The sequence below is a fragment of the Buttiauxella sp. 3AFRM03 genome (genome assembly GCF_003675305.1).
GTDB lineage: Bacteria > Pseudomonadota > Gammaproteobacteria > Enterobacterales > Enterobacteriaceae > Buttiauxella > Buttiauxella ferragutiae.
This window is the reverse complement of the sequence record NZ_CP033076.1, coordinates 3,323,491-3,344,813: the sequence shown is the minus strand read 5'-3', so window position 1 is coordinate 3,344,813 and position 21,323 is coordinate 3,323,491. Positions and strand designations below refer to the sequence as shown.

Below are 21,323 nucleotides of genomic sequence, written 5' to 3'. Positions count from 1 at the left end.
CCCTTAGCGTTTTGCCTGCCAGATACGTTGCTGATAATCACGGATCGAGCGGTCGGAGCTGAACATCCCGCAACGTGCCGTGTTAAGAATGGCGGCGCGTGTCCAGGCATCCTGGTCGAGATACAGTGCATCCGCGAGTTTTTGCGCTTCCGCATACGTCGTGAAATCAGCCATCACTAAATACGGGTCGCCGCCTTGTTTGCCGATGCTGTGCAGCATCTGGTCAAAGGCATGTTTGTCGCCGTCGCTGTAAATGCCCTTCTCCAGCTCTTTGAGCACCGCATCCAATACTTTGTCTTTCTTACGCCATTTCACCGGGTCGTAGCCTTTGGCTTTCAGCGCTTTCACTTCTTCCACGGTATGGCCGAAGATAAAGATGTTTTCCTCACCGACTTTCTCGGCGATTTCGACGTTTGCACCGTCCAGCGTACCGACTGTCAACGCGCCATTGAGCGCCAGTTTCATGTTGCCGGTACCAGAAGCTTCTTTACCCGCAGTTGAGATTTGCTCAGAAATATCCGCCGCCGGGATCATCACTTCCGCCGCAGAAACGCAGTAATCCGGCAGGAATACCACTTTCAACCGATCGCCAACGATCGGATCGTTATTGATAGCCTGTGCCACTTTGTTAATGGCAAAGATAATGTTTTTCGCCAGGTAGTAACCCGGTGCTGCTTTCGCGCCGAACAGATACACACGTGGTACGCGGGCGGCTGTTGGGTTCTCGCGGATTTCTTTGTACTGCGCCAGAATATGCAGCAAATTCAGGTGCTGGCGTTTGTATTCGTGCAGGCGTTTGATTTGCACGTCGAACAACGCATCCGGGCTTATCACGATGCCGGTACGCGCTTTCACAAACGCCGCCAGCTTCACTTTGTTCTGGTATTTGATATCGCGGTATTCTTTGCGGAATTTCGCGTCGTCGGCGTATTTTTCCAGCCCTTCCAGCACGTCGAGATTGTTAGCCCACTCTTTCTTGAGCTTTTTATCGAGCAATGCCGCCAGTGCCGGGTTGCACTGTTTAATCCAGCGGCGTGGTGTAATGCCGTTGGTGACGTTATGGAATTTGTTCGGCCACAGTTGGTGATATTCCGGGAACAGGTCTTTAACCACCAAATCAGAGTGCAACGCGGCAACACCATTCACTGCAAAGCCACTGACCACGCACATGTTCGCCATGCGAACTTGTTTGCCATGCACCACCGCCAGTTTCGCCCACACCGCTTCATCGCCCGGCCAGGTTTTATCCACCAGTTTCTTAAAGCGGGTGTTGATTTCGTTGATGATCTGCATATGGCGCGGTAGCAGCGCTTTCACCAGTTTCTCGTCCCAACATTCCAGCGCTTCAGGCATCAACGTGTGGTTGGTGTAAGCAAAGGTTTTGCTGGTGATGGCCCATGCGTCGTCCCAGCTCATCTGGTGCTCGTCGATAAGCACACGCAGCAGTTCTGGAATGGCGATAGTCGGGTGGGTATCGTTAAGCTGAATCACTTCATAATCAGCCAGTTCTGCAAGCTTGCGGCCAGCCAAATGGTGACGGCGTAAAATATCGCCCACCGAACATGCGCACTGGAAATACTGCTGCATCAGGCGCAATTTCTTGCCGTTCAGGTGGTTGTCGTTCGGGTACAGCACTTTGGTCAGTTTTTCAGCGTCGATACCCTGTTGTTCTGCTTTCAGGAAATCGCCGTCGTTGAATTTAGTTAAATCAAATGGATGGGCGTGTTTCGCCTGCCACAAACGCAGCGGTTGCGCTACGCCATTACGGTAGCCAACCACCGGCAAATCCCAGGCTTCACCGTGGAAGATAAACGCCGGTTCCCAGCGCACGGTTTTGCCGTCTTTAACCACTTTACCGCCAACACCCACTTGCACGTCGAGTGCGGAGTTGTGCTGGAACCAGGGATAGCTGCCGCGATGCCAGTCGTCCGGCGCTTCCATCTGCTGCCCATCTTTGAAGGATTGACGGAACAGACCGTACTGGTAATTCAGGCCGTAACCAATCGCCGACTGGCCGACGGTGGCCATGGAATCCAGGAAACACGCTGCCAGGCGCCCTAAGCCACCGTTACCTAATGCCGGATCGGTTTCTGCTTCCAGCAAATCGCTCAGGTTGATATCAAACGCTTTCAGTTCATCCGCTACTTCCTGATACCAGCCCAGGTTCAGCAGGTTGTTACCTGTCAGGCGACCAATCAAAAACTCCATCGAGATGTAGTTAACGTGGCGCTGATTTTTTTCAGGTTTCGCCACCGGGTGCGCGGCCAGTAATTCTGCCAGCGCACCGCTGACAGCATGCCACCATTGTTGCAGGGTCATTTCGGCGGCTGAATGCAGCCCATATCGCTGCCACTGACGTGTCAGTGCAGCCTGAAATTGTGCTTTATTGAAGGTCGTCTGTGACATAGGGGCTCGGGTCCTGTGATGTTCTAATTTCATTACCCGCTAGTGTGACGGGTGGCCTGGGCTAATTCCTCCTCCTGAGGGGCATTACGGAGGGAGGAGTCGCGGGGAGTAGCTAAAAATGTGATCGCTGCCACTAAAAGTGAGCCGCTGTTAGCTGAAACGCCCACCAGCTCTGGGTTTTCACTTCAGACACCGACATTTCACAATTGAATTCATCTAATCAATAGATTTGTGACCAGGAGCAACTTACAACGCCTCAAACCCTCAACAATCTTGCAATAACCCGCAAACTGGTCGACTTTGTAGTAAGTATTAATTACGAAGCGTAAAAAAAATCACATTCGTACATATTTCTTACACAGTGAAGTGGTAGACCCATGCTGATCCCCTCCAAATTAAGTCGTCCAGTACGTCTGGAAAATACAGTGGTCCGCGACCGGCTATTGATGAAATTATCAACAGCCAATAATTATCGTGTGGCACTGATAACCAGCCCGGCGGGTTATGGGAAAACGACCCTTGTTTCTCAATGGGCAGCAGGGAAGAAAGAGCTCGGTTGGTACTCTCTGGATGAGAGTGATAACCAGCAAGAACGTTTTGCCAGCTATTTGATAGCGGCCATTCAGCAAGCAACGTCCGGTCATTGTGTGACCAGCGAAGTGATGGTGCAAAAACGCCAGTACTCGAGCTTAACGGCTCTGTTCGCACAACTATTCATTGAAATGGTGGAGTGGCATCGCCCGCTGTTCCTGGTGATTGATGATTACCATCTGATTACCAACCCGGTTATTCACGAAGCGATGCGCTTTTTCATCCGCCACCAGCCAGAAAACCTGACGCTGCTGGTACTGTCGCGTAATTTGCCACAGCTCGGCATCGCCAATTTGCGTGTGCGCGATCAACTGCTGGAAATCGGCAGCCAACAACTCGCTTTTACCCATAATGAAGCGAAACAGTTTTTCGACCATCGGCTCAATTCACCACTCGAACATACCGAGAGCAATAGCCTGTGTGATGACGTCGCCGGTTGGGCGACCGCGCTGCAACTTATTGCGCTTTCCGCACGGCAAAGCAGTAACTCCTCAGCACAGCATTCTGCACGTCGGCTTTCGGGGATTAACGCCAGCCATTTGTCTGATTATCTGGCCGATGAAGTGCTGGATAATGTCGATCCCCAAACCCGTAACTTCCTGCTGCGCAGCTCGATTCTGCGTTCGATGAATGACGCGTTGATTGTGCGTGTCACGGGTGAAGAAAACGGCCAGATGCGCCTCGAAGAAACCGAACGTCAGGGGTTATTCATTCAACGCATGGATGACAGCGGCGAGTGGTTCCGTTTCCATCCGCTGTTTGGCAATTTCTTACGCCAGCGTTGCCAGTGGGAACTGGCGACTGAGCTCCCGGAAATCCATCGTGCCGCAGCAGAAAGCTGGATGGCGCAGGGTTTCCCAAGCGAAGCCATTCACCATGCTCTGGCCGCAGGCGACGCCAGCCTACTGCGCGATATTTTGCTCACTCACGCCTGGGCGCTGTTTAACCACAGCGAACTAGCGTTGCTGGAAGAATCTTTAAAAGCGTTACCGTGGGAAAGCCTGCTGGAAAACCCAAAACTTGTTTTGCTGCAAGCGTGGCTGATGCAAAGCCAGCATCGCTATAGCGAAGTGAACATGTTGTTGGCGCGTGCCGAGCAGGAAATGAATGTCGTAATGGATGAAACCATGCACGGTGAATTCAATGCGTTACGTGCCCAGGTGGCGATTAACGACGGCAATCCGGAAGAAGCCGAACGGCTGGCAATGATCGCCCTGGACACACTACCGCTGGCCAGTTTCTACAGCCGTATTGTCGCGACGTCGGTCCACGGCGAAGTGTTGCATTGCAAAGGTGAGCTGACTAAATCGCTTTCTGTGATGCAGCAAACCGAACAAATGGCACGTCGCCACGATATGTGGCATTACGCGTTATGGGGTTTATGCCAGCAAAGCGAGATTCTACTGGCGCAAGGTTTCCTGCAGTCAGCCTGGGAAGCACAAGAGAAAGCCTTCACATTGATTGAAGAGCAGCACCTTGAGCAACTCCCGCTCCACGAATTTCTGCTACGCATTCGCGCACAATTGCTGTGGGCGTGGTCGCGGCTCGACGAAGCCGAAGCATCAACACGCATGGGACTGGAAGTACTTTCCGGTTACCAGCCGCAGCAGCAATTACAATGCATGGCGTTGTTAGTGCAATGCTCGCTGGCGCGAGGGGATCTGGATAACGCCCGTAATCACCTGAACCGCCTGGAAAACTTATTGGGCAATGGCTCATTCCACAGCGATTGGGTATCCAACGCTGACAAAGTGCGGGTGATTTACTGGCAAATGACCGGTGATAAACAATCTGCCGCCAACTGGTTACGCCTGACGCCGAAACCCGAGTTTGCCAATAACCATTTCCTGCAAAGCCAGTGGCGCAATATTGCACGAGCGCAGATTTTACTGAGTGATTTCGAGCCCGCCGAAATGGTGCTGGAAGAGTTAAACGAAAATGCTCGCGGCCTGCGTTTGATGAGCGATCTTAACCGTAACCTGCTGCTGTTAAACCAGCTTTACTGGCAGGCCGGGCGTAAAAGTGATGCTCAGCGCGTGTTACTGGAAGCGCTAGCGTTGGCTAACCGCACCGGTTTTATCAGCCACTTTGTGATTGAGGGCGAAGCGATGGCGCAACAATTACGCCAGTTGATTCAACTCAATACGCTACCTGAACTTGATCAACATCGTGCGCAGCGAATTTTGCGTGAGATTAACCAGCATCATCGCCATAAGTTCGCCCATTTCGATGAGAACTTTGTTAGCCGTTTATTGACGCACCCTGAAGTGCCGGAGCTTATTCGCACCAGTCCACTGACACAACGCGAATGGCAAGTGTTGGGGCTGATTTATTCAGGCTACAGCAATGAGCAAATCGCCGGTGAGCTGGATGTAGCAGCCACGACGATTAAAACGCACATTCGAAATTTGTATCAGAAGCTCGGTGTCGCACATCGCCAGGATGCGGTGTTACATGCGCAGAAATTACTGAAGATGATGGGGTATGGGGTTTAGCTTCTGAAATAAAACTGGCGGATGACGCCTACGCTTATCCGCCCTACGGGAAAGGTGTTGTAGGGTGGATAAGCGCGAGCGTCATCCACCATTAACATCACGATGCCAAAGACAACTTCGCCCTACCGCCCCGCTTTACCAGCCACTGCGCCACCCGCGCCTGCTGTTCTTCGCTCAACCACATCCCTAATTTGGTACGACGCCAAATAGCATCATCAACGCCACGCACCCACTCATGCTCCACCAGGTAACGTAATTCCGCTTCATAAAACTCATGACCGAAATCTTCACCCAACTCAGTGACGCTGGTTGCACGGCCCAGAATCAAGTCGCTGTTACTGCCATAAGTACGTGAGAAACGACGCGCCAGGTTTTCTGTCAGGAACGGGTAACGGCGGCGCAGTTGAGCGGCGTAATCATCACGGTCACCGTTAATATCGCCACCCGGCAAGGTACTGCCTTTAGTCCATGCTGGCCCCATTTTTGGGTAGTAGCCTTTCAGTTTATCCAGTGCGTGTTCTGCGAGCTTACGGTAAGTGGTGAGTTTGCCGCCAAACACTGACAACAGTGGCGCTTTGCCCTGCTCATCATGAATATCGAGGGTGTAATCACGGGTGATAGCTTGCGGTGAATCTGACTCATCATCACACAGCGGACGCACGCCGGAGTAAGTCCAGACGATGTCGTCGCGGCTTAGCGTCTTTTTAAAGTGCGCGTTGTAGGCATCTAACAAGTAGTTAATTTCATTGTCATCAATGTGGACGTCTTTCGGGTCACCCTTATATTCCACATCAGTGGTGCCAATAATGGAGAACTCATCCATCCACGGAATGACAAACACGATGCGCTTATCTTCGTTTTGCAGAATGTAAGCCTGCTTCTGGTTATGCACACGTGGCACCACAATATGGCTGCCTTTGATCAGGCGGATGCCGTATGGCGAAGGCAGTTGCAGGCCGTCGTCAAAGAAGTTTTTCACCCATGGGCCAGTGGCGTTCACCAGACCGCGAGCACGCCAGGTGAACGTTTCACCGGTATCAATATCTTGTGCTTCAACAACCCAGTGGCCGTTTTCACGGCGAGCGCGGGTTGCGCGGGTACGGGTTTTCACCTCACCGCCTTCACGCGTCACCATCTGCGCGTTGGCTAAAACCAGGCGCGCATCATCAACCCAACAGTCGGAATATTCGAAACCGCGCACAATATTCGATTTTAGAACTGAATCTGCACCAAAACGCAAACCGGTGGACGCAGGCAAACTAGTACGTTTACCGAGATGGTCGTACATAAACAGACCAATACGAATCATCCATGCCGGGCGCAGATGCGGGCGGTGTGGCAGACGAAAACGCATCGGGAAAGCGATATGAGGAGCCATGTTCAGCAGCACTTCGCGCTCGGCTAAGGCTTCACTCACCAGACGAAACTCGTAATGCTCAAGGTAACGCAAGCCACCGTGAATCAATTTCGAGCTGTTTGAAGAGGTGGCACTCGCCAGATCTTGCGCTTCAAGCATCAACACGGATAAACCACGGCCTGCGGCGTCAGCGGCGATACCTGCCCCGTTAATTCCTCCGCCAATCACAATCAGATCTTTAGTTTCCATGTCACCCTCACGCACTTTCGTTAAAGTTCAAATATGTTCGTTATCGCTCATACTAGCAAGTCCGTGCGCGCTTTGTAACGAAAAAAAAACATTACTGCGTGATATGGATAACATAATGGCGTTAATATCAGCGGCCAGAGGGCAGATTCCCTTAATATGGCGCAAGCCGATTCAATATTATGACGAGCATAACCATGGAAACTTTTGAGTGTATTGGTGTGGAAGAAGCGCACCAGAAGTTGCAGCAAAAACACGCTGTGTTAGTTGATATCCGCGATCCACAAAGCTTTGCGATGGGCCATACGCCGGGCGCGTTTCATCTGACTAACGATCGTCTGGTGGCTTTTATGCAACAAACCGATTTTGAAACGCCGGTGCTGGTGATGTGCTATCACGGCAATAGCAGCAAAGGGGCAGCGCAATATCTGCTGCAGCAAGGTTACGACCAGGTGTATAGCGTCGACGGGGGTTTTGACGCCTGGCATCGCCATTTCCCGGCTGAAGTCGCGCACGGCGCGTCTTAAATCGCTGCGTTAGAGGTATACTGCTTCCTTTTGTATGGATTTGGCTGAAACCTTATGATCATGATTACCTCGTTTGCCAACCCGCGAGTCGCGCAGGCATTTGTCGACTATATGGCGACGCAGGGGATTATCCTCACTATTCAACAACACGAACAAACGGATATCTGGCTGGCAAACGACAGCCAGGAATCCCACGTTCGTGCTGAGCTTGAACAATTCCTCGCAAACCCGGGTGATTCGCGTTACCTCGCAGCAAGCTGGAATACCGGTCATACCGGTAGCGGTTTGCAGTACCAGCGCTATCCTTTCCTCGCGACTATTACGCAAAAAGCTGGCCCGTTCACCATGGTTATCATGGCCGCCTGTGTGCTGGTTTACCTAATGATGCAGGTGATGGGCGACCGAGCGGTGATGGTGTGGCTGGCGTGGCCGTATAAAGAGAGTTTGGACTATGAACTGTGGCGCTATTTCAGCCATGCGTTGATGCACTTCTCTATCATGCATATTGCGTTTAACTTGTTGTGGTGGTGGTATCTCGGTGGCCCGCTCGAAAAGCGTCTCGGTAGCGGCAAACTCATTACCCTAACGCTGGTTTCTGCGCTGTTGAGCGGCTTTGTACAGGCGAAATTTGGCGGCCCACTGTTTGGTGGTTTGTCGGGTGTGGTTTATGCGCTAATGGGCTATGTCTGGCTGCGCGGCGAACGCGACCCGGACAGCGGCATCTATATGCAGCGCGGCCTGTTAGCCTTTGCTGTTCTGTGGATTGTAATAGGATTTTTCGATGTTTTAGGAATGTCGATCGCCAACGCCGCGCATATTACCGGCCTGGTTGTCGGGCTTGCGATGGCGCTGGTTGATACCCTACACGCGCGAAAACGAACATAGCATTTCAGGAGAATAAAACAGCGTGAAGCAAACACAACGTCATGATGCCATTGTCGAACTGGTTAAAAAACAGGGCTATGTCAGCACTGAAGAGTTAGTCGAAGAGTTTGCGGTTAGCCCACAAACCATTCGTCGCGATCTGAACGATCTGGCCGACCAGAACCTGATCATGCGCCATCACGGTGGCGCCGCGTTACCGTCGAGTTCCGTGAATACACCGTGGCATGATCGTAAGGCGACGCAGACAGCAGAAAAAGAGCGTATCGCCCAGAAAGTTGCCAGCCAGATCCCCAACGGTGCCACGCTGTTTATTGATATCGGCACCACACCGGAAGCGGTGGCACATGCGCTACTCAACCACAGCAATTTACGGATCGTCACCAATAACCTGAACGTGGCAAACACGCTTAAGGTGAAAGAGGATTTCCGTATTATTCTGGCGGGCGGTGAATTACGCAGCCGAGACGGCGGGATTATCGGCGAAGCAACACTCGATTTTATCTCTCAGTTCAGGCTGGATTTCGGCATTCTGGGGATTAGCGGCATCGATGGCGACGGCTCATTACTGGAGTTTGATTACCACGAAGTACGCACCAAACGCGCAATTATTGAAAACTCACGCTGCGTGATGCTGGTTGTCGACCATTCTAAATTTGGCCGCAATGCGATGGTTAATCTCGGCAGTATTAGCCTTGTTGATCAGGTTTATACCGATGTAATGCCACCGTCAGGCGTGATGCAGGTAATTGCTGAGAACAATGTGCAACTGGAGTTATGTTGATATTTGCGTGAGAACAACCCTCACCCCGTCCCTCTCCCTGAGGGAGAGGGGGAATACCGAGCTAGTCCCCTCGCCCCTTTGGGGAGAGGAGGAATACCGGGCTAGTCCCCTCGCCCCTTTGGGGAGAGGAGGAATACCGGGCTAGTCCCCTCGCCCCTTTGGGGAGAGGGTTAGGGTGAGGGGAATAATTACAATCTCACCGGCTTAATATGCCAAATCTCATCGGCGTATTCCTGAATCGTCCTGTCAGACGAGAAATACCCCATGTTGGCAATATTATGGATGACACGGAACGTCCACTCTACTTGCTGGCGATACACTTCATCTACCCTATCCTGGCAATCCACATAACTGCGGTAATCTGCCAATACCTGATAGTGGTCACCAAAGTTAATCAGTGAATCCAGCAGGTCACGGTAACGTGTAGGTTCGTCAGGGCTGAAAGTCCCGGTACCAATTTGCGTCAGCACCTGATGCAGTTCTTCATCCTTTTCATAATACTCGCGTGGCTTATAGCCTTCACGCCGTAGCGTTTCGACCTCTTCGGCCGTATTACCAAAGATAAAGATGTTATCCGCACCCACGTGCTCCAGCATTTCGACGTTTGCACCATCCAGCGTGCCAATCGTCAGCGCGCCGTTCAGACCAAACTTCATATTACTGGTGCCGGAAGCTTCCGTTCCCGCCAGAGAAATCTGCTCCGAGAGATCCGCCGCTGGGATAATGATCTGCGCAAGACTGACGCTGTAGTTCGGGATAAACACCACTTTCAGGCGATCCTTTACCACCGGATCGTTGTTGATCACCGCCGCTACATCGTTGATGAGATGAATGATGTGTTTTGCCATGTAGTACGCCGACGCCGCTTTACCGGCGAAGATGTTCACACGCGGTACCCAATCGGCTGTTGGGTCTGCCTTAATGCGGTTGTAGCGCGTAATCACATGCAGCACATTCATCAACTGGCGTTTGTACTCATGAATACGTTTGATTTGCACATCAAACAACGCATTTGGATTCACCACCACATTGAGATGCTGGCCGATGTAACTTGCCAGCCGTTTCTTGTTAGCCAGCTTCGCCTTACGCACATCCTGATGCACAGTTGGGTAATCAATATGCTGCTTCATCTCGTTTAGCTGGCTCAGATCAGTACGCCAGGTGCGGCCAATATTTTTATCTAACACTTCTGAAAGTGGTGGGTTCGCCAAAGCCAGCCAGCGACGAGGTGTCACACCGTTGGTTTTATTGCAGAAGCGCATCGGGAAGATAGCGGCGAAATCGGCAAACAGCGACTGCACCATTAAGTTGGAGTGCAGCTCCGAAACACCGTTGACTTTGTGGCTGACGACAACCGCAAGCCACGCCATACGGACTTTACGGCCGTTCGACTCATCAATAATCGAAGTACGCCCCAGCAGCTCGGTATCGTTCGGATGTTGCTCCTGCAAGGTTTTCAGGAAGTAGTCGTTAATCTCGAAAATTATCTGTAAGTGGCGCGGCAAAATTTTGCCTAACATGTCCACCGGCCAGGTTTCCAGTGCTTCACTCATCAGCGTGTGGTTGGTGTATGAGAATGCCTGGCAGCAAACCTCAAACGCATCTTCCCAACTGAATTTATGCTCATCAATTAACAAGCGCATCAGCTCAGGGATCGCTAATACCGGGTGCGTGTCATTGAGGTGGATGGCGATTTTATCCGCCAGATTGTCATAAGTTTTATGTAGCTGGTAATGGCGGCTGAGAATGTCCTGCACGGTAGAGGACACCAGGAAATATTCCTGACGCAAACGCAGCTCACGGCCTGAATAGGTCGAGTCATCTGGATAAAGGACTCGCGAAACGTTTTCTGAATGGTTCTTGTCTTCCACCGCCGCGAAATAATCGCCCTGGTTAAACTTACCGAGGTTAATTTCGCTACTCGCCTGCGCATTCCACAGGCGCAGCGTATTGGTGGCATCAGTATCGTAGCCCGGGATTATCTGGTCATAGGCTACCGCCAGAATCTCCTCGGTTTCTACCCAGCGGAATTTTTTAGCTTCCATTTGCACGCGCCCGCCAAAGCGAACTTTGTAGCGTGTGTTGTGGCGCTTGAATTCCCACGGGTTACCGTATTCGAGCCAGTAGTCCGGTGATTCTTTCTGGCGACCATCAACAATGTTCTGTTTAAACATGCCGTAATCGTAGCGAATGCCATAACCACGGCCAGGCAAACCGAGTGTCGCTAATGAATCGAGAAAACAGGCGGCAAGACGACCGAGCCCGCCATTACCGAGGCCGGGGTCGTTCTCCTCGTCTATCAACTCTTCAAGATCCAGCCCCATCTCTTCCAGCGCATTTTTGACATCTTCATAAATGCCTAACGAAAGCAGCGCATTAGAGAGGGTGCGGCCTATCAAAAATTCCATCGACAGGTAATAAACCTGGCGAACTTCCTGGGAAAGCTGAGCGCGGTTGGAACGCAGCCAGCGTTCGACCAACCGGTCACGAACCGCAAATAGCGTGGCGTTCAGCCACTCATGCTTATTGGCAATAACCGGGTCTTTCCCAACGGTAAACATCAGTTTGTAGGCGATTGAGTGCTTTAAAGCCTCAATGCTCAGCGTCGGTGACGAATAGGAAAATGGTGCGTTCATATCAGTGATTCCTGGTGGATGGCTACAGCAAACGTTGGTACAGATCGCGGTAGGAATGCGCCGCCACCTGCCAGCTAAAATCCATGCCCATCGCCTGACGTTGGACAAATCTCCACAACGACGGGCGGGACCACAACACGAAGGCACGCCTGATTGCTCTTAACAACGACCAGGCATTACTGTCCTCAAACACGAATCCACTGGCGATTCCGTCAGCCAGGTTTTCCAGTGAGCTATCAGAAACCGTATCGGCAAGCCCACCTGTGCGCCGCACCAGCGGCAAAGTGCCATACTTCAGACCATACAATTGTGTTAAACCACAAGGTTCAAAACGGCTTGGCACCAGTATCACGTCAGCTCCGCCCATAATCCGGTGCGAGAAAGCTTCGTGATAACCGATCTGAACGCCCACTTGTCCAGGATGCTCCGCGGCAGCCGCCAGGAAACCTTCCTGCATCACGGTGTCACCGGCTCCCAGCAACGCCAGTTGCCCGCCTTGCTCAAGTAAACCCGGCAACGCCTCCAGCACCAAATCCAACCCTTTCTGGCTGGTTAAACGGCTCACCACCGCAAACAGCGGCGCTTTCTCGTTCACTTTCAGCCCCATCGCCACCTGCAACTGGCGTTTGTTTTCCGCCTTTTCTTCCAGCGTATCGCGGGTATAGCGTGAAGCCAGAAGCAAGTCATGGGCCGGGTCCCAAATTTTTTCGTCCACGCCATTGAGGATGCCGGACAACCGCCCCTCACGGTGACGCTGACGCAGCAGCCCTTCCATACCGTAAGCAAATTGCGGCTCGGTTATTTCGCGAGCATAGGTCGGGCTGACCGCCGTAATATGATCAGCATAATAAAGGCCCGCTTTCAAGTACGAAATTTGACCATTAAACTCCAGGCCGTTCATGTCGTAGAACGACCATGGCAGGTCAATTTCATTCATATGATGAGCGAAAAACAGCCCCTGATAAGCCAGGTTGTGCACGGTAAAGACTGACTTTGCCGGACGCCCTCGCGCTTCCAGATACGCTGGCACCAGGCCCGCATGCCAGTCATGCGCATGCACAATATCCGGATGCCAGAAGGGATCCAGGCCACAGGCCATTTCCGCCCCCACCCAACCCAACAGCGCAAAACGATGCACGTTGTCGGTGTACGCGAACTGGTTAGTATCGTGATACGGGCTACCCGGTCGGTCGTATAAATGTGGAGCGTCAATGAGGTAAATCCCCACGCCGTTGAAGTGGCCATATAACAAAGTCATATGACCCGCGAAGGTGTCGCGATGGGCGACCACTTGCGCGTCAACGATGCCACGACGAATGTCAGGGAAAGCAGGCAGCAAGACTCGCGTCTCAACGCCGCCTGCGATTTGTGCCGCAGGTAGCGCACCAATCACATCCGCCAGGCCACCCGTTTTCAGCAGTGGAAAAATTTCAGAACATACATGTAAGACCTGCATTATCGCTCCCGTATGGAAAGTCGTGGCGCGCTCTTAATGTCACAGCAGGCGCGCCGCGCGTGGGTCATTCCTTCACTTATTAACCATGCAATTTGGCAAGCATCTCGCGCGTCACCAGCACAATACCTTCTTCTGAGCGGTAGAAACGGCGAGCATCTTCTTCGGCATTTTCGCCAACCACCATGCCTTCCGGGATGACACAAGCGCGGTCAATAATGCAACGGCGTAAACGGCAGGAGCGCCCGACGATGACATCAGGCAACAATACTGACGAGTCAATGTTACAAAACGAATTAACACGCACGCGCGGGAACAGCACCGACTGAACCACCACTGAGCCAGAAATAATGCAGCCGCCGGAAACCAGCGAGTTCAGCGTCATGCCATGGCTACCGGAGCGGTCTTGCACAAATTTCGCGGGCGGCAGCGGCTCCATATGGGTACGGATCGGCCAATCCCGGTCGTACATATCCAGTTCTGGTGTCACCGAGGCGAGATCGAGGTTCGCTTTCCAGTAAGCTTCCAGCGTGCCGACATCGCGCCAGTACGGCTCGGCATTCGGGTCAGACTGCACGCAAGAAAGCGGGAAGGGATGGGCAAAAGCAACCCCGGATTTCATCACGTTCGGGATAATATCTTTCCCGAAGTCATGGCTTGAGGAGTCGTCTTTGTCGTCAGCCTCTAACAGTTCGTAAAGGTAATCTGCATCGAAAACGTAGATCCCCATACTGGCGAGCGCTTTGCTGTCATCACCTGGCATCGACGGCGGATTAGCCGGTTTCTCAACGAATTCAATGATTTTCTCTTCGTTATCTACCGCCATAACGCCAAACGCCGAGGCTTCATGTAGCGGCACTGGCATACATGCCACCGTGCAGCGTGCGCCTTTTTCTACGTGGTCAATCAACATGCGCGAGTAATCTTGCTTGTAGATATGGTCACCCGCGAGGATCACCACGTATTCCGCTTTGTAACGGCGGATAATATCGAGGTTTTGTGTCACCGCATCGGCGGTGCCGCGATACCAGTTTTCACCGTGTACACGCTGCTGTGCCGGGAGCAAATCCACAAACTCGTTCATCTCTTCACTGAAAAACGACCAGCCACGTTGGATATGTTGAATCAAGGTATGTGACTGATATTGGGTAATCACGCCGATGCGGCGAATACCCGAGTTAATGCAGTTCGACAACGCAAAATCGATAATTCGGAACTTGCCACCAAAGTGAACGGCAGGCTTAGCGCGCGTTGAGGTCAAATCTTTCAATCGGGTACCGCGCCCACCAGCCAGAATCAGGGCCACGGATTTATTTGGCAGTTGACGTGCCAACATCAGAGGATCGTTCTTATCAAGCTTAACCATGACTGACTCCTTTTTTTATGACTTCTGGAATACGCAGACTCCGTGCGCAGGACCATGCCATACAGCCATCACCACCGGGTTGTCTTCACCGGCAAACGGAGGAATGGCTCGCCATTCCCCTTCGGGTAGTACGATGTCAGCCAACTCTTCGGTCGCGTTAATCGTAATGAGCCAACGTTCAGAAAGTTGGATTTGCAGGCGATGAACCCCGTTTTCCCACTCGTCAGCACTCAGAGGCTGAGCCTCTTTATTCCACCAGCGAACATTGTCATCACCTTCCTCCCACCAGAGATTTCGGGTTAGTGCCGGAATCGTCTTGCGTAGATGAATCAATGCCGCGGTAAATGTGGTTAAGCCATCGTTACAGTGTTCCCAATCAAGCCAGGTCAGTTGGTTGTCCTGACAATAAGCATTATTGTTGCCGTGCTGGCTGTGGCCATGTTCATCACCAGCCAACAGCATCGGCGTTCCCTGAGAAAGCAGTAACAATGTGAGCAAGGCGTGCACGCTGTCGCGCCGCCGCTCTTTGATATTCAGTGAAGCTTCCAGTCCTTCGAAACCATAGTTATTGCTGTAGTTATTATTAGTGCCATCACGGTTGTCTTCGCCGTTCGCTTCGTTATGTTTTTGATTGAAGCTGACACAATCACGCAGCGTGAAGCCGTCGTGGGCAGTGATTAAATTGACACTGGTTGAAGGCTTGCGCTCTCCACGACGGTAGACATCGCTTGAACCAGCAAAGCGGCAAGCGAATCCCCCCAACGATAGATCTTGTCGCAGCCAGAAACGCCGCATGCCGTCACGAAAATGGTCATTCCATTCCGCAAATAGCGGCGGATAGTTCCCCACCTGATAACCTCCCGCGCCAATATCCCACGGTTCAGCAATCAGTTTTATTTGCGACAAAACAGGATCGTTTTTTATCGCTTCGAACAACGGAGCATCCTGACGGAACTCCGGCGTACGCCCCATGACCGAGGCTAAATCAAAGCGAAAACCATCGATATGGCAGCTATCGACCCAATAACGGAGACAATCCACCATCTGAGCGACCACGCCCGGCGTGCTCAAATTCAACGTGTTACCGCAACCTGTCCAGTTCTGGTAATCACCGTTTTCCATTAACCAATAATAGCTACGGTTGTCGATTCCGCTCAGTGAGAGGGTTGGGCCATCGCGGTCCAGCTCAGCACTGTGGTTCAGAACAATATCGAGAATGACCTCAATGCCCGCTTCGTGCAGTGCTTTTACAGCCCCCCGTAGCTCATTGGCGGCCACCAGTGGATCTTGATTTACCGCGTAATAACCTTCGGCGGCGTACAGCGCACGGGGGTTATAGCCCCAATAATTACTGAGCCCTAAATGGGCGATGCGTGGCTCGGTGACAAAATGCGCCACCGGCAACAATTCAAGCGCCGTAATCCCCAGGCGTTTGAAATAGTTAATCATCACCGGATGACCAAGTGCGGCATAAGTGCCCCGCAACTCTTCCGGGATGCCAGGATGAAGCAGTGTCAGGCCACGCACATTGGCTTCGTAAATTACCGTGTCGCCCCACGGGATTCGTGGGTGCACATCGTCTTCCCAGTCGAATTTATCCTGCACCACCACACATTTCGCCATGTGCGGAGCGCTATCTTCCAGGTTGGGTTCATCATAACCGCCATGCAGATGCGGATGGTCGGCTGCACCGCCAACTACCACGCGAGCACAAGGGTCGAGCAGCAATTTTGCCGGATTAAAACGATGGCCGTTTTGCGGTTCCCACGGCCCATGCACACGATAGCCGTATTTCAGACCAGGTTTAGCGTTGGGCAAATAGCCGTGCCAGATGTCACCGGTTCGCACCGGTAAATCGTAACGTTGCTCGTGACCATGCTCGTCGAACACACACAGTTCGACTTTATGGGCATTGGCGGAAAACAGGGTGAAGTTCACCCCTTTCCCATCGAAGTATGAACCGTATGGCGCGGAATTCCCGGCGCTGAGTTGTGTCATTCAGCCTCCCGTACCAGCCAAATGGTCGAGAGCGGTGGCAGCGTCAAACTTAAAGAGTGATCGCGCCCGTGGCTTGGAATGGCATCGCTGTGTACCGCCCCGCTGTTCCCGGCATTGCTGCCGTGATAATGCATTGAGTCAGTATTCAGTTCTTCACGCCAGCGTCCTGGCTGGTTAATGCCGAAGCGATAGTGGTAACGCGGCACCGGCGTAAAGTTGCTGGCGACAATGATTTCATTACCTTGTGAGTCGCGGCGCACAAAGATAAATACCGAGTTAACGTTGTCTTCCACCACCAGCCATTCGAAACCGTAACTGTCAAAATCCAGCTCGTGCATCGCGGCATGTTGGCGATAAGTGCGGTTCAAATCACGCACCAGACGTTTCACGCCGTGGTGCCAGTTGTCGCCGCCTTCCAGCAAGTGCCAGTCGAGGCTGCTGTCATGGTTCCACTCGCGCCCTTGAGCAAACTCATTGCCCATAAACAGCAACTTCTTGCCGGGGAAGGCCCACATCCAACCGTAATAAGCACGCAAGTTGGCAAACTTTTGCCAGGCATCGCCAGGCATGCGGTCGAGAATCGATTTTTTACCGTGTACCACTTCATCGTGCGACAACGGCAGGACAAAGTTTTCGGTGCTGTTGTACAACATGCCGAAGGTCATTTTGTCGTGGTGATACTGGCGATGCACCGGGTCAAGCTTCATGTAGTCGAGAGTGTCGTGCATCCAGCCGAGGTTCCATTTAAACCAGAAACCCAGTCCGCCCATCGACGCTGGACGCGACACGCCCGCAAAGTCGGTCGACTCTTCCGCCATGGTCACGGCACCAGGCGTTTGCTCGCCAATGATGCGGTTGGTGCTACGCAAAAATTCGATCGCCTCGAGGTTTTCACGGCCGCCTTTATCGTTGGGGATCCACTCGCCTGGCTGGCGGCTGTAATCGCGGTAAATCATCGACGCCACCGCATCAACGCGCAAACCGTCAATGCCGAAACGCTCAATCCAGTACAGACCATTGCCGACCAGATAGTTGCTGACTTCACGCCGCCCATAGTTGTAAATCAGGGTGTTCCAGTCCTGGTGATAGCCTTCGCGCGGGTCGCCATGTTCGTACAGCGACGTACCATCGAATTTCGCAAGCCCGGCGTCATCCGTCGGGAAATGCCCTGGCACCCAGTCGAGCAACACGTTTAAGCCCGCAGCATGTGCGGCATTGATAAAGTAACGGAAGTCTTCTCGCGTGCCGAAACGGCGCGTCGGCGCATACAGCCCTTGTGGCTGGTAACCCCAACTGCCATCGAACGGGTGTTCGTTAATCGGCAACAGCTCGAGGTGGGTAAAGCCCATCTCTTTCACGTACGGCACCAGTTGGTCCGCCAGTTCGCGGTAACTGAGCCAGAAATTATTGTCAGTGTGGCGGCGCCACGACCCGAGATGCACTTCGTAAATTGAAATTGGCTGATCGAAGCCATTGGCGCGCTGGCGCGCTGGGCTAAGGGTAGTTTTTTCTGGTAACCCGCAAATCAGCGATGCCGTTTCCGGGCGCATTTGCGACTCAAACGCATACGGGTCGGCCTTCAGGCGCAGATGCCCGTCGGTATCAATCAGTTCGAATTTGTATAACTGCCCAGGGTGAGCGCCAGGGATAAAGAGTTCCCAGATCCCGCTTTCGCGGCGTAAACGCATCGGATGGCGACGGCCGTCCCAATAGTTAAACTGGCCAACGACGGAAACACGGCGGGCGTTAGGTGCCCAAACGGAGAAACGCGTGCCGGTGACGCCATCCATCGTGTCGGCGTGCGCACCGAGAGTTTCATAAGGACGCAAATGCGTGCCTTCGGACAACAGCCAGCTATCCACTTCCTGGATTAGCGGCCCAAAACGATAAGGATCATCAATGAGATTTTCATGGCCATGCCACATGACGGCCAGTTGATAACGGAATGGATTTTTACGCCGGGGAATAACCCCGCAAAAGAAACCGCGCGAATCAAGGCAGTCTAATTTACCGACCTTACCCCCAGTTTTTGGTTCGATAACCCACACTTCGGTGGCGTCAGGTAACAGGGCACGCACTTCCAGCCCGGCATCCGTTTTATGCATTCCCAGCAAGGAAAAAGGATCAGCAAAGTGACCCGCAATTAGCGCATTTATCACGTCTTTTTCTGGATGAACAGACATGGATTTTGTCCTGTTTTTTTGTCTTATCCTGACGCTACGCTTACGCGCTCAGGATAACGTTATCATTGACCCAACGGGCAGCGTAAATGAACTCCTGTAAGCTGCTCCGCCCAACAACCTATCAAGACGGTTTTTTCCGCCCTGAATAAAGCATAGCCAACGCGCTGTTTTACTCCTGAAAAATAATTAATAACGATCATACGCTCCATGTATGACGCGAAAAAAAAGGGGCTGCAATGCCCCTTATGTAAACAAGTGTACTTATGCGAGCAGACGCAACATTCTACGTAACGGTTCTGCAGCACCCCACAGAAGCTGGTCACCCACGGTGAACGCTGAAAGGAATTCAGGGCCCATATTGAGTTTACGCAGGCGTCCAACTGGCGTGATCAGCGTGCCGGTGACGGCAGCAGGAGTCAGTTCGCGCATGGTGATCTCGCGATCGTTTGGCACCACTTTCGCCCACTCGTTATGCCCGGAAAGCATCGCTTCAATGGTTGGCAGAGAGACATCTTTCTTCAGTTTGATGGTGAATGCCTGGCTGTGGCAGCGCAATGCGCCCACGCGAACACACAAGCCATCAACTGGAATAATCGTGCCGGTGTTGAGGATTTTGTTAGTCTCAGCCTGGCCTTTCCACTCTTCGCGGGTCTGGCCGTTATCCAGCTGCTTGTCGATCCACGGGATCAGGCTTCCTGCTAGTGGCACGCCAAAGTTATCCGTTGGCAGGCCGCCGCTACGGGTCAAGTCAGTCACTTTGCGCTCGATGTCCAGAATGGCAGACGCAGGATCAGCCAGTTCAGCCGCAACGTGATTATGCAGTTGGCCCATCTGGCTCAGCAGTTCACGCATATGACGCGCACCGCCGCCGGACGCTGCCTGATAAGTCGCCACAGACACCCAGTCAACCAGGTCATTCGCAAACAAGCCGCCGAGGGACATCAGCATCAGGCTGACGGTACAGTTACCGCCAACAAAGGTTTTGACGCCGTTGTTCAGCCCTTCCTGAATGACGTGCTGGTTAATTGGGTCAAGAATGATGATGGCGTCATCTTTCATGCGCAGTGAAGAGGCGGCATCAATCCAGTAACCCTGCCAACCGCTTTCACGAAGCTTTGGATAGATTTCGTTGGTATAATCGCCGCCCTGGCAGGTAATGATAATATCCAGCGCTTTCAACGCTTCCAGGTCATAAGCATCTTGCAGGGTGCCATTATTCTGGCCTGCAAAAGACGGAGCCGCGAGGCCGAGCTGAGAAGTGGAGAAGAAAACCGGACGAATGGCGTCAAAGTCACGTTCCTCAACCATGCGCTGCATGAGAACGGAACCGACCATACCGCGCCAACCGATAAAACCAACATTTTTCATAGAGACTAATCCTGCGAAGAAGATGTGTGCGTTGTGTGCATTAATTGGAAACAGCCTTCACATTACAAAATGCTGCCAAAGTCGCAAGTGAAATTAATCAATGATATGCAAGCGATTAGAAATACAACTTATTAGAGACAATTATTCATGACCGAAATCATTTCTGCGGCAGTGCTGTTAATCCTGATTATGGACCCGCTGGGCAACCTGCCGATCTTTATGTCAGTGCTCAAACATACCGAGCCAAAACGCCGCCGCGCCATCATGATCCGCGAGCTGCTGATTGCGCTGATCATCATGCTGATTTTCTTATTCGCCGGAGAAAAAATTCTCGCATTCCTTAACTTACGCGCCGAAAGCGTTTCTATATCCGGCGGGATTATTCTGTTCCTGATTGCGATTAAAATGATTTTCCCAAGCCATGAAGGCAATGCCTCTGGCCTGCCTGCGGGTGAAGAACCGTTTATCGTGCCGCTGGCAATCCCGCTGGTTGCCGGACCGACGCTGCTGGCGACATTAATGTTGTTATCGCACCAGTATCCGAATCAGATGGGGCATTTAGTGATCGCGTTACTGCTGGCCTGGGGCGGTACCGTGGCGATTTTGCTGCAATCTTCGCTGTTCTTGCGCCTGCTGGGCGAGAAAGGTGTGAATGCGCTGGAACGCCTGATGGGCCTGGTGCTGGTGATGCTGGCAACGCAGATGTTCCTCGATGGTCTGCGGGTGTGGATGAAGGGATAAACTTGCGTCCCCTCTCCCCCAACTGTCTCTTGTACACATCTTTGAAGAACAGTTCCTGCCAATTCGGAGAAGGTTCCGTTCACCAGGCGATTGAATGTTTATGTCGCCACGAAACCGGTGAACGTCTTAGGGTGGCCACCGTCGCCACCCTAAGGACCCGGACTCCCGGCAAATAAATCGCCGCAAGCGGTAAACCTCCATTTAGCCTCCGTGTCAGGGTCAGTTGCGATTCGTTCCCGACGATCGCGCCCTCCAGCCGTTCCCGACGGCTGGACCCTGCCACCTGGAGT

Annotated in this window: 13 protein-coding genes; 5 read left to right on the top strand and 8 right to left on the bottom strand. The window is 52.5% G+C overall.

The window, feature by feature from the left end:
• Positions 1–3 precede the first annotated feature (3 nt).
• Positions 4–2,406 carry a maltodextrin phosphorylase gene (malP, locus tag D8682_RS16960; RefSeq protein WP_121814752.1) on the bottom strand — a complete coding sequence of 801 codons (2,403 nt, stop codon included), beginning with the start codon at positions 2,404–2,406 and terminating at the stop codon, positions 4–6.
• Between the two features lie 377 nt (positions 2,407–2,783).
• Between malP and malT the strand changes: the two genes are divergently transcribed.
• Complete coding sequence (gene malT / locus D8682_RS16955; RefSeq protein ID WP_121814751.1) at positions 2,784–5,492, top strand: HTH-type transcriptional regulator MalT; 2,709 nt, start codon at positions 2,784–2,786, stop codon at positions 5,490–5,492.
• Between the two features lie 97 nt (positions 5,493–5,589).
• Here malT and glpD read toward each other — a convergent pair whose 3' ends face one another.
• Positions 5,590–7,098, bottom strand: a complete 1,509-nt coding sequence (gene glpD, locus D8682_RS16950; protein ID WP_064542756.1) for a glycerol-3-phosphate dehydrogenase — start codon at positions 7,096–7,098, stop codon at positions 5,590–5,592.
• Between the two features lie 194 nt (positions 7,099–7,292).
• On the opposite strand from glpD, the gene glpE reads away from it, so the two are divergent.
• The 3 genes from glpE to D8682_RS16935 are packed head-to-tail and all read left to right on the top strand — an operon-like array spanning position 7,293 to position 9,288.
• On the top strand, positions 7,293–7,622 hold the full coding sequence (glpE, locus tag D8682_RS16945) for a thiosulfate sulfurtransferase GlpE (protein WP_064542753.1): 330 nt from the start codon (positions 7,293–7,295) through the stop codon (positions 7,620–7,622).
• 54 nt (positions 7,623–7,676) lie between these two features.
• The gene (gene glpG / locus D8682_RS16940) at positions 7,677–8,507 is read left to right on the top strand and encodes a rhomboid family intramembrane serine protease GlpG (RefSeq protein ID WP_064542750.1); all 831 of its coding nucleotides are present in this window, start codon (positions 7,677–7,679) and stop codon (positions 8,505–8,507) included.
• A 22-nt stretch (positions 8,508–8,529) separates the two neighbouring features.
• Entirely contained in the window at positions 8,530–9,288 is a 759-nt protein-coding gene (locus D8682_RS16935; protein WP_064542747.1) for a DeoR/GlpR family transcriptional regulator, read from the top strand.
• 188 nt (positions 9,289–9,476) lie between these two features.
• Here the strand turns inward: D8682_RS16935 and glgP are convergent, their stop codons facing one another.
• The 6 genes from glgP to asd form a co-directional block, all read right to left on the bottom strand.
• Entirely contained in the window at positions 9,477–11,924 is a 2,448-nt protein-coding gene (gene glgP / locus D8682_RS16930; protein ID WP_064542743.1) for a glycogen phosphorylase, read from the bottom strand.
• 22 nt (positions 11,925–11,946) lie between these two features.
• The gene (gene glgA / locus D8682_RS16925) at positions 11,947–13,380 is read right to left on the bottom strand and encodes a glycogen synthase GlgA (protein ID WP_064542740.1); all 1,434 of its coding nucleotides are present in this window, start codon (positions 13,378–13,380) and stop codon (positions 11,947–11,949) included.
• 79 nt (positions 13,381–13,459) lie between these two features.
• Positions 13,460–14,743: a glucose-1-phosphate adenylyltransferase gene (glgC, locus tag D8682_RS16920; RefSeq protein ID WP_064542737.1), complete on the bottom strand. Its 1,284-nt coding sequence runs from the start codon at positions 14,741–14,743 to the stop codon at positions 13,460–13,462.
• Between the two features lie 15 nt (positions 14,744–14,758).
• On the bottom strand, positions 14,759–16,741 hold the full coding sequence (gene glgX, locus D8682_RS16915; RefSeq protein WP_064542734.1) for a glycogen debranching protein GlgX: 1,983 nt from the start codon (positions 16,739–16,741) through the stop codon (positions 14,759–14,761).
• On the bottom strand, positions 16,738–18,924 hold the full coding sequence (glgB, locus tag D8682_RS16910) for a 1,4-alpha-glucan branching enzyme (protein ID WP_064542731.1): 2,187 nt from the start codon (positions 18,922–18,924) through the stop codon (positions 16,738–16,740). Before glgB ends, glgX begins: the two co-directional genes overlap by 4 nt.
• Positions 18,925–19,185: 261 nt before the next feature.
• Complete coding sequence (gene asd / locus D8682_RS16905; RefSeq protein ID WP_121814750.1) at positions 19,186–20,292, bottom strand: aspartate-semialdehyde dehydrogenase; 1,107 nt, start codon at positions 20,290–20,292, stop codon at positions 19,186–19,188.
• Between the two features lie 147 nt (positions 20,293–20,439).
• Here asd and D8682_RS16900 point away from each other — a divergent pair, with 147 nt between their 5' ends.
• Positions 20,440–21,033 carry a YhgN family NAAT transporter gene (locus D8682_RS16900; RefSeq protein ID WP_064542726.1) on the top strand — a complete coding sequence of 198 codons (594 nt, stop codon included), beginning with the start codon at positions 20,440–20,442 and terminating at the stop codon, positions 21,031–21,033.
• Positions 21,034–21,323 lie beyond the last annotated feature (290 nt).